9 protein-coding genes and 1 pseudogene are annotated in these 12312 nt (G+C 69.0%); 9 read left to right on the top strand and 1 reads right to left on the bottom strand.

Translation table 11 applies throughout. From position 1 onward, the window contains the following. Positions 1 to 52 precede the first annotated feature (52 nt). The 9 genes and pseudogenes from AQJ11_RS22490 to AQJ11_RS46200 all read left to right on the top strand — a co-directional run bounded on the left by AQJ11_RS22490 (position 53) and on the right by AQJ11_RS46200 (position 11030). Complete coding sequence (locus AQJ11_RS22490) at positions 53 to 844, top strand: enhanced serine sensitivity protein SseB (RefSeq protein WP_059264161.1); 792 nt, start codon at positions 53 to 55, stop codon at positions 842 to 844. 189 nt (positions 845 to 1033) lie between these two features. Beyond that, positions 1034 to 1819 (top strand): enhanced serine sensitivity protein SseB C-terminal domain-containing protein, encoded by a 786-nt coding sequence (locus tag AQJ11_RS22485; RefSeq protein WP_086011669.1) that lies wholly within the window; start codon positions 1034 to 1036, stop codon positions 1817 to 1819. Positions 1820 to 2168: 349 nt separating this feature from the next. Further along, the gene (locus tag AQJ11_RS22480) at positions 2169 to 3167 is read left to right on the top strand and encodes an ABC transporter permease (protein ID WP_041665999.1); all 999 of its coding nucleotides are present in this window, start codon (positions 2169 to 2171) and stop codon (positions 3165 to 3167) included. Between the two features lie 55 nt (positions 3168 to 3222). Further along, the gene (locus AQJ11_RS22475; RefSeq protein ID WP_015493348.1) at positions 3223 to 4977 is read left to right on the top strand and encodes an ABC transporter substrate-binding protein; all 1755 of its coding nucleotides are present in this window, start codon (positions 3223 to 3225) and stop codon (positions 4975 to 4977) included. A 72-nt stretch (positions 4978 to 5049) separates the two neighbouring features. Next, entirely contained in the window at positions 5050 to 6057 is a 1008-nt protein-coding gene (locus AQJ11_RS22470) for an ABC transporter permease (protein ID WP_059264160.1), read from the top strand. Continuing rightward, positions 6054 to 7148 (top strand): ABC transporter ATP-binding protein, encoded by a 1095-nt coding sequence (locus tag AQJ11_RS22465; RefSeq protein ID WP_014675128.1) that lies wholly within the window; start codon positions 6054 to 6056, stop codon positions 7146 to 7148. The genes AQJ11_RS22470 and AQJ11_RS22465 overlap by 4 nt, the downstream gene beginning before the upstream one ends. After that, positions 7145 to 8623: pseudogene (locus AQJ11_RS22460) on the top strand (ABC transporter ATP-binding protein); the annotation flags it as partial. The gene AQJ11_RS22465 and the pseudogene AQJ11_RS22460, both read left to right, overlap by 4 nt. Before the next feature lie 308 nt (positions 8624 to 8931). Beyond that, positions 8932 to 10323 carry a M1 family metallopeptidase gene (locus AQJ11_RS22455; protein WP_059264158.1) on the top strand — a complete coding sequence of 464 codons (1392 nt, stop codon included), beginning with the start codon at positions 8932 to 8934 and terminating at the stop codon, positions 10321 to 10323. A gap of 47 nt (positions 10324 to 10370) precedes the next feature. Further along, positions 10371 to 11030, top strand: a complete 660-nt coding sequence (locus AQJ11_RS46200; RefSeq protein ID WP_041665509.1) for a trimeric intracellular cation channel family protein — start codon at positions 10371 to 10373, stop codon at positions 11028 to 11030. Here AQJ11_RS46200 and AQJ11_RS22445 read toward each other — a convergent pair. Further along, positions 10939 to 12198, bottom strand: a complete 1260-nt coding sequence (locus AQJ11_RS22445; RefSeq protein ID WP_059264258.1) for an alpha/beta hydrolase — start codon at positions 12196 to 12198, stop codon at positions 10939 to 10941. The genes AQJ11_RS46200 and AQJ11_RS22445 overlap by 92 nt on opposite strands. Positions 12199 to 12312 lie beyond the last annotated feature (114 nt).

Here is a 12312-nt window from a genome sequence, read left to right as displayed (position 1 = left end):
CACCCGCTAGCCTTCTTGCTCACAGCAGTGGTTCCCAGCAGGCGGTAGGCAGATGGACTTCCCGGCGGACATCCCAGCGGACTTCCCGGCACAGGCGCACCCCCACCCGCACGGCGGTTGGCCCGGCAACGAGCTGGAGGAGGTGCTGTCGGCCTCCCTCGGCATCCCCTCGGCGGGCGACCGGATCATCGAGGTCATCGGCCGCAGCTTCCTGTGGATACCGCTGCCCAACGGCGGTGGCCCGCACAGCGGGCCGCTGGACCTGCCCACGATGGAGATCGACGGCCAGGTGTACGTCCCGGTGTTCAGCTCCGAGGAGCAGCTGCGCCAGGCGGCCGGTCCCCACATGTCGTACACCATCGCCCCCGCCGTGGAGTTCGCGCGCGGCCTGCCGCCGCAGGCGGGCATCGCGGTGAACCCGGGCGGTGTGGTCGGCATCCCGCTGCCGCCCGGCGCCGTGGCCGAGCTGTGCCGCGCCGGCCGCACCCCGCTCGACGGGCCCAACGCCGGCGGCCGGGTCCGCCTCTTCGAGCCCGACTGGCAGGACGATCCGGTCGACTTCCTCTCCGCGGCCTCCGCCGAGTTCGCCGAGACCGGCGTGGTCCTCACCGCCCGCCGCTGCCTGGCCGCCATCGAGACGGCCGACCCGGTGATGTTCGTGGGCGTGGAACTCTCCCAGTGGGAGGGCGACATCCGGACGCTGCCCCTGGACGCCCTCGGCAGGGCCCTCGGCCGGGTCCCGGTCAAGTGGCCGGTCAACCTGATCCTCATGGACGTGGCCGAGGACCCGGTCTCCGACTGGCTGAAAACGAACGTCCGGCCCTTCTACCAGTACGGCCACTAGGGTCCTTCGTTTGGATCAGGCCGGCGCAGGGGGCGCGGGGCGCCGCGCGGGAACCCACCACCACCCGCACCCGCGCACGAACAGAAGGCCCCGAGCCACTGGGCGCTTAAGCTGTCTCCAAACGCGGGGCACGGAGTAGAAGGGCCGGTACAACAGGTGAGCGCGAGCCACAGCGGCAGCGTCGAGCACATGCTGCGCCAGGTCACCCCGGGACGCTACGACGCCTACGAGGCCCTGCTCCGCGCCCTCGCCACCCCCTCCTCCGGCCAGATCTGGATGCTCCTGTGGCACGGCCAGGCCGGCTCCCCGGACGCCCAGTACGGGGACATGGAGGTGGACGGCTCCCACTACGCCCCCTGCGTCACCTCCGCCCAGGAACTGTCGGCCAGCGGCTGGAACCGCTCGTACGAAGTGGTCGACGGCCTGGACGTGGCCCGCACCCTCTACCCCGACCACTACGGCCTCTGGCTCAATCCGCACGCCCCGGGCGGCGGAGTCGGCATCCCCTGGCTGGACCTGCGCCGCATCGCCACCGGTCTGGACCGCCAGCCCGCCGGCCCGCTGCGCCTGTCGGAGCCCGGCATCGAGATCCCGCAGTTCTACGCCCTCCTCGCGCAGAACGCGCACCGCACCCCCGCGCTGCGCTCGCTGCGCCGCGCCTGGGTCCAGCCCGCGCTCGGGGCGCCGTATCTCGCCATCGGCCTGGACGTCTACGAGACCTCGCCCGCCGCGGTCGACTCGGTGCGCGCGATGATGCAGCAGTCCATCGGCGCGGTCCCGGAGGGGCTGCCGGTGTCGACGGTCGCGATGACGGACGGCTACGACCCGGTGGTGATGTGGATGCGGGCCAACGCGCGCCCGTTCTACGACCGCGAGGCGCACGCCCCCGTGCCGCAGCCCCAGCTCCAGGCACCGGTCCCGCCGCAGGCCCCGGCCGGCGGGTACGGCTACCCACCGGTGCACGGCGGTTACTGACAACCAAGCGGAGTGACAGGGGTTTTGACGCCGGGTCGCAGAATTTACACGGACGACACACTTCTGCGCGCGTAGACATCGCCTGATCGCCCCGAACCGCGTAGATTCACCGTTCTGCCCCAACTGGCCCGCGTCCGATACCCGTTACCCACTGATCGGATAACGGAATCCCCTGGACTGCATCACGGTTGCGCATACTTTCGCCGTCAGCTCTGGCGGGTGATCGCAAAGACGCTGAAGACTCCCGACTCAGACATGAGGTCGAGACCTCATGCTCGATGGCAAGTCGACAAAGCCGCAATCCGCGGCAGCGCAGGCCGGTCACCACCGGCGAGAGGGGTCGCTCACCGTGACCGCACCGATCGAGACCACCGGGGCGGCAGCCGAGGCACAGCCGGAGGCTGTGCTGGAGGGTGCCGGTAAGGGGCAGATCGAGGGTCGTTCCCTGGGCCAGATCGCCTGGACCCGGTTCAAGAAGGACAAGGTCGCCGTCGCGGGCGGCGTCGTCGTGATCCTGCTGATCCTTCTCGCGATCCTCTCCCGCCCCATCCAGGCCCTCTTCGGCCTCGACCCCAACGCCTTCCACCAGGACCTGATCACGCCCGACACCTCGCTGCCCTCGGGCGGCTGGGGCGGCATGAGCCTCGATCACCCGCTCGGCGTGGACCCCAAGTTCGGCCGTGACATCGCCACCCGCATCCTGGAGGGCTCCTGGGTGTCGCTGGTGGTGGCGTTCGGCGCGACGATCCTGTCCAACGTCATCGGCGCGATCATGGGCGTCGTCGCGGGCTACTACGGCGGGCGGGTCGACTCGGTCATCAGCCGGCTGATGGACACGTTCCTCGCCTTCCCCCTCCTGCTCTTTGCGATCGCCATCTCCGCCACCCTCCAGGGCGGCGCGTTCGGTCTCAACGGGCTGCCGCTCCACCTGAGCGTGCTGATCTTCGTCATCGGCTTCTTCAACTGGCCCTACCTGGGCCGGATCGTGCGAGGCCAGACCCTCGCCCTGCGTGAGCGCGAGTTCGTGGACGCCTCCCGGGGCATGGGCGCCAAGGCCCCGTACATCCTGTTCCGGGAGCTGATGCCCAACCTGGTCGGCCCGATCATCGTCTACTCGACGCTGCTCATCCCGACCAACATCCTCTTCGAGGCGTCCCTCAGCTTCCTCGGCGTCGGCATCCAGCCCCCGCAGGCGTCCTGGGGCGGCATGCTCCGTGAGGCGGTCACCTACTACAAGGTCGATCCCCAGTACATGATCGTCCCCGGTCTCGCCATCTTCGTGACCGTCCTGGCCTTCAACCTGCTGGGTGACGGTCTCCGCGATGCTCTCGACCCGCGCAGCCGCTGACGCCTGCCGCGGAGAGCCCGAAAAGTTTCCAACAATGGAGGGGAAAGCGCCCATCATGCGAAGGTCAGCGCTGGCCGCGATCGCGGCCATCGGCTCCGCCAGCCTGTTTCTTGCGGGTTGCAGCAAGGCCGATGACAACAAGAACGAGAACGGCAACACCAAGTCGGCCGGTGCCAACGCCGCGACCAAGGGCATCGTGAACGTGTCCGACAAGAAGGGCGGCACGGTCACCTACGAGATGGCCGACGTGCCGGACTCCTTCGACCCGGGCAACACGTACTACGCCTACATGTACAACCTCAGCCGGCTGTGGGCCCGCCCGCTGATGACCTTCAAGCCGGGCGCCGGCCAGGAGGGCAACACCCTGGTCCCGGACCTCGCCGCGAGCAAGGGCGTCCCGAGCGACGGCGGCAAGACCTGGACGTACAAGCTGCGTTCGGGCCTGAAGTACGAGGACGGCTCGCCGATCACCTCGAAGGACGTCAAGTACGCCGTCGAGCGCTCGAACTTCGCGCGTGACGTGCTCTCCCTCGGCCCGAACTACTTCCAGCAGTTCCTGGCCGGCGGCGACAAGTACAAGGGCCCGTACAAGGACAAGAGCGACAAGGGCCTGTCCTCCATCCAGACGCCGGACGACACCACGATCGTCTTCCACCTGAAGCAGGCCTTCCAGGAGTTCGACTACCTGGTCGCCGCCCCGCAGACGGCCCCGGTGCCCAAGGCCAAGGACACCGGCGTCGACTACGTCAAGCACATCGTGTCCTCCGGCTCCTACAAGTTCCAGAGCTACGACGACGGCAAGCAGGCCGTCCTCGTGCGCAACGAGAACTGGGACGCGAAGACCGACCCGCTGCGCAAGCAGCTGCCGGACAAGATCGTCGTCAACCTGAAGGTCAACCCGGAGAAGATCGACCAGGACGTCATGGCGGGCGACGCCATCGACCTGGCCGGCACCGGCGTCCAGGCCTCGACCCAGGCCGACGTCCTCACCGACCCCGCCAAGAAGGCCAACACGGACAACACCTACGGTGGCCGCCTGGTCTACATGGCGATCAACACCAAGGTGAAGCCGTTCGACAAGGTCGAGTGCCGCAAGGCCGTCCAGTACGCGATCGACAAGGTCTCGGTGCAGACCGCCGAGGGCGGCCCGATCCGCGGTGACGTCGCCTCCACCGTGCTGCCGCCGGACATCCCGGGCTACAGCAAGTCCGACGTCTACGCCACCTCCGGCAGCAAGGGTGACGCCGCCAAGGCCAAGGAGCAGCTGAAGGCCTGCGGCAAGTCCTCGATCTCGACGAACATCTCGGCCCGTTCGGACCGTCCGCAGGAGATCGACGCCGCCACGGCGATCATCAACTCGCTGAAGAAGGTCGGCATCAACGCCAGCCTGAAGCAGTACCCGTCGGGCAAGTACTTCACCGACTACGCGGGTGTGCCGAAGTTCACCGAGAAGCAGAACATCGGCCTGATCATGATGCAGTGGGGTGCCGACTGGCCCTCCGGCTACGGCTTCCTCCAGCAGATCCTGAACGGCAAGGCGATCAGCCAGTCCGGCAACACCAACCTGTCGCAGTACAACAACAAGGACGTCAACGAGCTGCTGGGCAAGGCGATCGGCACTCAGGACACCAACGAGCGCAACACGCTCTACACGCAGATCGACAAGAAGACCATGGACGACGCCGTCCTGGTCCCGCTGACCTACTTCAAGGTCCTCCTGGGCCGCCCGCAGAGCTACACCAACCTGGTTTCCACGGCGGCCTTCAGCGGTCAGTACGACTACCTCAACATCGGCGTCGCGTCGAAGTAGCAGCCCCGGAAGGCAGGTGAAGGCATTGGTGCCCGCGGGCTTCGCGGCCCGCGGGCACCAGCGCCGGTCCCCGTGATCTCGTACATCCTCCGCCGGACGGTCGCGGCAGTGATCCTGCTGCTGGTCGTCTCCGCGGTCACCTTTGCCATCTTCTTCCTGCTGCCACGGCTCGCCGGCCAGACAGCGGATCAGCTGGCGCAGCAGTACATCGGCAAGAGCCCGTCGAAGGCGGACATCGCCGCGGTCAAGCACAACCTCGGTCTGGACCAGCCGGTCTACCTCCAGTACTGGCACTTCATCAAGGGGATCGTGGCCGGTGCCGACTACAACATCGGTCCCACCACGGTGCACTGCGACGCCCCGTGCTTCGGCTACTCCTTCAAGACCCACGAGGCGGTCTGGCCGCAGCTCACCAGCCGGCTGCCGGTGACCATCTCGCTGGCCGTGGGTGCCGCCGTGCTGTGGGTCCTGTCGGGCGTGGCCATCGGTGTCGTCTCGGCGCTGAAGCCCCGTTCCTTCTTCGACCGTGCCTTCATGGGTGTCGCCCTCGCCGGTGTCTCGCTCCCCATGTTCTTCACGGGCAACCTGGCCCTCCTGCTCTTCACGTACCAGTGGCCGATCTTCGGTACCACCTACGTCCCGTTCACCGAGAACCCCTCGCAGTGGGCCAACACCCTCTTCCCGGCGTGGTGTTCGCTCGCGCTGCTGTACTCCGCCATCTACGCGCGGCTCACCCGTTCGGGCATGCTGGAGACGATGAACGAGGACTTCATCCGCACGGCCCGCGCCAAGGGCCTGCGCGAGCGCAACGTCGTGGTCCGGCACGGACTGCGCGCCGCCCTCACCCCGATCATCACCGTGTTCGGCATGGACATCGGTCTGCTGCTCGGCGGCGCCCTGATCACCGAGTACGTCTTCTCGCTGCACGGCATCGGCGAGTACGCGGTGAAGGCCATCACCGACAACGACCTGCCCCCCATCCTCGGCGTGACCCTGCTCGCCGCCTTCTTCGTCGTGATCGCAAATCTCCTGGTGGACGTGCTCTACGCCGCCGCCGACCCGCGGGTGAGGCTCTCGTGACCGAACTCTCCAAGACCGGCGCCGCGGTGGGCGAGCCCACCGACTCCGGCAAGGCACCCGAAGCCTTCCTGGAGGTCCGCGACCTCAAGGTGCACTTCCCGACCGACGACGGCCTGGTGAAGTCCGTCGACGGGCTCAGCTTCTCGCTGGAGAAGGGCAAGACCCTCGCCATCGTCGGCGAGTCCGGCTCCGGCAAGTCCGTCACCTCGCAGGCCATCATGGGCCTGCACCGGCTCGGCACCCGGGGCAAGAACGTGCGGATGTCCGGCGAGATCTGGCTGGACGGCAAGGAACTGGTCTCCGCCGCCCCGGACGAGGTGCGCAAGCTCCGCGGCCGCGAGATGGCGATGATCTTCCAGGACCCGCTGTCCGCGATGCACCCCTACTACAAGGTCGGCGACCAGATCGTCGAGGCCTACCGGGTGCACCACGACGTCAGCAAGAAGGTCGCCCGCACCCGGGCCATCGAGATGCTCGACCGCGTCGGCATCCCCGAGCCCGCCAAGCGCGTCGACGGCTACCCGCACGAGTTCTCCGGCGGTATGCGCCAGCGCGCCATGATCGCCATGGCGCTGGTGAACAACCCCGAACTGCTCATCGCGGACGAGCCGACCACCGCCCTCGACGTGACGGTCCAGGCGCAGATCCTCGACCTGATCCGTGACCTCCAGAAGGAGTTCGGCTCCGCGGTCATCATGATCACTCACGACCTCGGCGTGGTCGCCGAGATCGCCGACGACGTCCTCGTGATGTACGGCGGCCGGTGCGTGGAGCGCGGTCCGGCCGGCGAGGTCTTCGAACAGCCGCAGCACCCCTACACCTGGGGCCTGCTCGGCTCGATGCCCCGCATCGACCGCGAGACCTCCGAACGGCTCATCCCGGTCAAGGGCTCGCCGCCGAGCCTCATCAACGTCCCCTCGGGCTGCGCCTTCCACCCCCGCTGCCCGTACGCGGACATCCCCAAGGGGAACGTCACCCGCACGGTGCGCCCCGAGCTGGAGCAGGTGAGCACCGGGCACTGGTCCGCCTGCCACCTCTCGGCCGAGGACCGCCGGCGGATCTGGACCGAAGAGATTGCGCCCAAGCTGTGAGTGAGACCAAGAAGACGGACACCGTCGCCGAGGCCGCGGTCCCGAAGCAGGCGTCGGCTCCCGAGGAGCGGGACGTGCTGCTCAAGGTCGAGGGGCTGACCAAGCACTTCCCGATCAAGAAGGGCATCCTGCAACGCCAGGTCGGCGCCGTGAAGGCCGTCGACGGCCTTGACTTCGAGGTGCGCAAGGGCGAGACCCTGGGCGTGGTCGGCGAGTCGGGCTGCGGCAAGTCGACCATGGGCCGGGTCATCACCCGGCTCCAGGACCCGACCGGCGGGAAGATCACCTTCGAGGGCCAGGACATCACGCGGCTGAACACCGGGCAGATGCGCCCGCTGCGCCGCGACATCCAGATGATCTTCCAGGACCCGTACGGCTCCCTGAACCCCCGGCACACCATCGGCTCGATCGTCTCGGCGCCCTTCCGGCTCCAGGGCGTGGAGCCCGAGGGCGGGGTGAAGAAGGAGGTCCAGCGGCTCCTCGACCTGGTCGGCCTCAGCCCCGAGCACTACAACCGCTACCCGCACGAGTTCTCCGGCGGTCAGCGCCAGCGCATCGGCATCGCCCGCGCGCTCGCCCTGAAGCCGAAGCTGGTCGTGGCCGACGAGCCGGTCTCCGCGCTGGACGTGTCGATCCAGGCGCAGGTCGTGAACCTCATGGACGACCTCCAGCAGGAGCTGGGTCTGACCTACGTGATCATCGCGCACGACCTCTCGGTCGTCCGGCACGTCTCGGACCGCATCGCGGTGATGTACCTCGGCAAGATCGTGGAACTCGCCGACCGCACCTCGCTGTACGAGTCGCCGATGCACCCGTACACCAAGGCGCTGATGTCGGCCGTGCCCGTGCCGGACCCGAAGCGCCGGGGCCAGAAGAGCGAGCGCATCCTGCTGCGCGGCGATGTGCCCTCCCCGATCGCCCCGCCCTCCGGCTGCCGCTTCCACACCCGGTGCTGGAAGGCGACGCAGATCTGCAAGACCACCGAGCCCCAGCTCGTGGAGCTGCGGCCGGGCCAGCGGGTCGCCTGCCACCACCCCGAGAACTTCGCCGACCAGGCCCCGCAGGACACGGTCCTGCTGACGGCGGCGAAGGAGGCGTCGGAGCTGGTGCCAGACGCGGTGCTCTCCGAGGGCGCGGCAGAGAAGGAACCGGCGACGGACAAGGCGCCGGCCGCGGAGGAGACGGCTGCGGAGGAGACGGCTGCGGAGGAGACGGCTGCCGCCGGAGCGGCGGCGGCTTCCGAGGCGGTGGCTTCCGAAGAGAAGCCGGCGGTTTCTGAGGAGAAGCCGGCTTCCGAGAAGGAGGCGGCTTCCGAGAAGGAGCCGGCGGCTTCCGAGGAGGAGACGGCTTCCGGCAAGACGGCTTCCGAAGAAGACGCTTCCGAAGAAGAGGCTTCTGACGAAGAGGCGCCCGAGGCCAAGGCGGCTTCCGAAGAGGCGGCGGCTTCCGAAGAGGAGCCGGCCTCCGGTGTGAAGACCGGTCCCGGTGCGAAGGTCTCGGCAGGCAAGGCCGCGCCCGCGGCCGACGCCCCCGCCGAGGAGCCCGCCACCGCCACCGGCGCCGCGGCCGACGCTCCGGCGGAGGGCTCGGGTGACACCGAGGCCGTCGCCGAGGAGACCGGCCGCGAGGCCGAGGCCACCGGCAAGGCGTCCGGCGCCGACTCCCAGGAGTCAACCGACAAGTAGCACATGACAACTAGGTAAAGTCATGTACATGCCCGAACGGGGGAGTGCAGAGTCGTCCGTGCCCGACCACTGATCGGCACGCTCGAAAGGGACGACACATGGCACTCTCCCGTTCGGCACGTCTGGGGGCTGTCGCCACCGCGGCAGCCTCCTTCCTCGTCATCGCCGCCTCCTCCGCCCCCACCCCCGGCGCCCCCGGCATCGGCGACCCCTACTTCCCCCGGCTGGGCAATGGCGGTTTCGACGCCCGCCATTACGACCTGGACATCGCCTACGCCCCGGACACCGGCCGGCTGGACGGCCGTACGACCCTCACGGCCCGTGCCACCCAGAAGCTCTCCTCCTTCGACCTCGACCTCCAGCAGCTGGAGGTCACCGGCGTCCAGGTCGACGGCAGATCCGCGCGGTTCACGCGGGACGGCGACGAGATCATCGTCACCCCCCGCCACCCGCTTTCCGCGGGACGGGACTTCACCGTCTCCGTGACCTACGGCGGCGTACCGCAGCCCCTCGGCGGACCGATCATCTTCGGCTCCGACTACGGGTGGATGAAGACCTCCGACGGCGTCTTCGTCGCCTGCGAACCCAACGCCGCCTCCACCTGGTTCCCGTCCAGCGACCACCCCGCCGACAAGGCCACCTACGACATCCGGATCAAGGCTCCCCGGGGCCTGACCGGCGTCTCCAACGGCCGGCTGGTGTCGACGTACGACAAGGGCGGCTCGACGTACACCCACTGGCGGGAGTCGAAGCCGATGGCGACCTACCTCGCCACCGCCACCATCGGGAAGTTCGACGTGCGCACCGGGCGCACCCCCGGCGGCACCCCCGTCTACGTCGCCATCGACCCCGTGCTCAAGAACAGCAACAACGTCGACGTGTACGCCGTCACGGCCGCCGCCACCGACTACTGGTCGCAGGTCTTCGGGCCGTACCCCTTCGAGGAGACCGGCGCGATCGTCGACGACATGCCGCAGGCGGGGTTCTCGCTGGAGGTGCAGAGCAAGCCCGCCTACTCGGCCGTGCGCAACGAGTCGACCATCGTGCACGAGCTGGCCCACCAGTGGTTCGGCGACTCGGTGAGCGTGGCCCAGTGGAAGGACACCTGGCTCAACGAGGGCTTCGCCACCTACGCCCAGTGGCTGTGGGCCGAGCACCAGGGCACCCGCACCGCCCACGACGCCTTCCTGGCCGGCTACGACTCCCGTCCCGCCGACTCCGCCTTCTGGCAGATCAAGGTCGCCGACCCGCAGCGGGACACGATGTTCGCCTCCGCCGTCTACCAGCGCGGCGCGATGACCCTCCAGGTGCTGCGCGAGCGGATCGGTGACACGGCCTTCTTCAAGCTGCTGCCGGCCTGGACGAAGCTCCACCGGTACGGCAACGCGGACACCGCCGACTTCGTCCGCCTCGCCGAGCGCGTCAGCGGGCAGCAGCTCGACGATCTCTTCGACACCTGGCTGTTCACCACAGGGAAGCCCACCCTGTGAGCCTGGCTTTGTAAGGTTCACGCACTCGGGCAGGCGAGAATGTCAGGGTGCAGCTCCAGCAACTCTTCAGTCCCTCCGTCCAGCACACGCTCGATGTGATCGGCATCTTCGTCTTCGCGATCTCCGGCGCCCTGCTGGCCGTACGGAAGAACTTCGACGTGTTCGGCATCGCCGTCCTCGCCGAGGTCACCGCGCTGGGCGGCGGGCTGTTCCGCGACGTGGTGATCGGGGCCGTACCCCCGGCCGCCTTCACGGACCTGGGGTACTTCGTCACCCCGCTGCTCGCCACGCTCGTCGTCTTCTTCCTGCACCCGCACGTGGAGCGCATCCAGGCGGCGGTGCTCGTCTTCGACGCGGCCGGCCTCGGCCTGTTCTGCGTCAGCGGTACGACGAAGGCGTACAGCTACGGCCTCGGCCTGACCGCGTCGGCGACGCTGGGCCTCGCCACCGCCGTGGGCGGCGGCGTCCTGCGGGACGTGCTGGCCAACGAGGTGCCCTCGCTACTGCGCTGGGACCGCGATCTGTACGCGGTCCCGGCGATGGTCGGCGCCACGATGGTCGTCCTGTGCATCCGCTACGACGTCCTGACCCCGTTCACCAGCGGGCTCGCGGTGATCACGGCCTTCGTGCTGCGTCTGCTCGCGATGCGGTTCCACTGGCGAGCGCCGCGTGCGTGGAACCGCCGGTCGACGGTGACCGAGGAGTAGTCCCAGGGGCGGTCCCGGCGACGGAGGTGTCCTGGCCCTTGGCGCGGCCCTGGCCCATCTGGAGGGTCAGCCAGCGGAACGCGGTGTCGACCTGCGGGCGCCACAGCGCCATGGTGTGACCGCCCGCGCTGCGCGGCAGGAACACCACCCGCACGGTGGTCGGCGCCTTGGCGACGGCCTCCAGGGCCATGCCCGCCTGGTAGCCGTCGCCGGACTCGCCGGAGAGGTACAGCGCGATCCGGGGCGGCACGGCCGCCCGCCGGAGCAGCAGATAGGGGTTGTTCGCGGCGCGCAGGGCCGGAGTCTGGGCGGCCAGGGAGTCGCGTTCGCCGATCGGGTCGTTGTAGCCGGACATGCTCACCGCGGCCCGGTACCGGTCGGGGTGCGCCACGGCGAGCTTCACCGCGCAGTGCGCGCCCGCCGAGTACCCGGCCACCGCCCAGCCCTGGGGGGCCGGCTGGGCCCGGAAGTTGTCCATGACCATCTTCGGGACGTCGATGCTGAGCCAGGTGTCGGCGTTGACCTGCCCCGGGATGTTGGCGCAGCCCGTGTCCACGCCGGCCAGCAGGTTGGTGCGCGGGGCGACCAGGATGAACGGCGCCACCCGCCCGCTCCTCATCAGCGGCAGCAACTGCTCGTGCGCCTTGAGCGACCCGAACCACGCCTTCGCGGAACCGGGGTAGCCCGGCAGCAGCTCCACCACCGGGAACTTCTTGTTCCGGTAGGCCGGTTCGCCGTACTGCGGCGGCAGCCAGACGTAGACCTCGGCGTTCACGCCGGAGACCCGGCCCCTGAGCTGGGTGACGCGGACTCCGCCGGCCGCGCGCATGCCGGGCCCGTCGGCGGCCGGGAAGGTCTGCCTGACCCTGGGCAGCCGGGTCACCGCGATACCGCCGGTGCCGTCCCTGCCGAGGTCGGCGGCCTGCTGGACGTGGTCGCCGGTGCCGAGCAGGTCGGCCCAGTTGTCGTAGAGGTTGTTCTGGTTGTTGACCAGCACGAACACCAGGGTGACGGCCGTGCCCTGGGCGAACAGCAGCATGAGGACCCGGGCCGTGATCCGCAGGGGCTTGGGCCCACGCATCCGCGACCACAGGACGAGCGGCAGTATGAGGGCGACGACCGCCAGCAGGACGGTCGTGTAGAGAAACGGGGTCCCGGTGAGACTCATGTCCCCATAGAGGGCGATCCGCGGCCGGAGGTTGTGGACGAGTCCGGACACTTACCGAGAAATTGCCGGAACCTCACCCGGGGGCGGGAGCGGATCATCCGCTGATCATCTCAC

Source organism: Streptomyces corchorusii, from assembly GCF_001514055.1.
Lineage (GTDB): Bacteria > Actinomycetota > Actinomycetes > Streptomycetales > Streptomycetaceae > Streptomyces > Streptomyces olivaceoviridis.
This window is presented reverse-complemented; position numbering and strand designations above follow the sequence as displayed.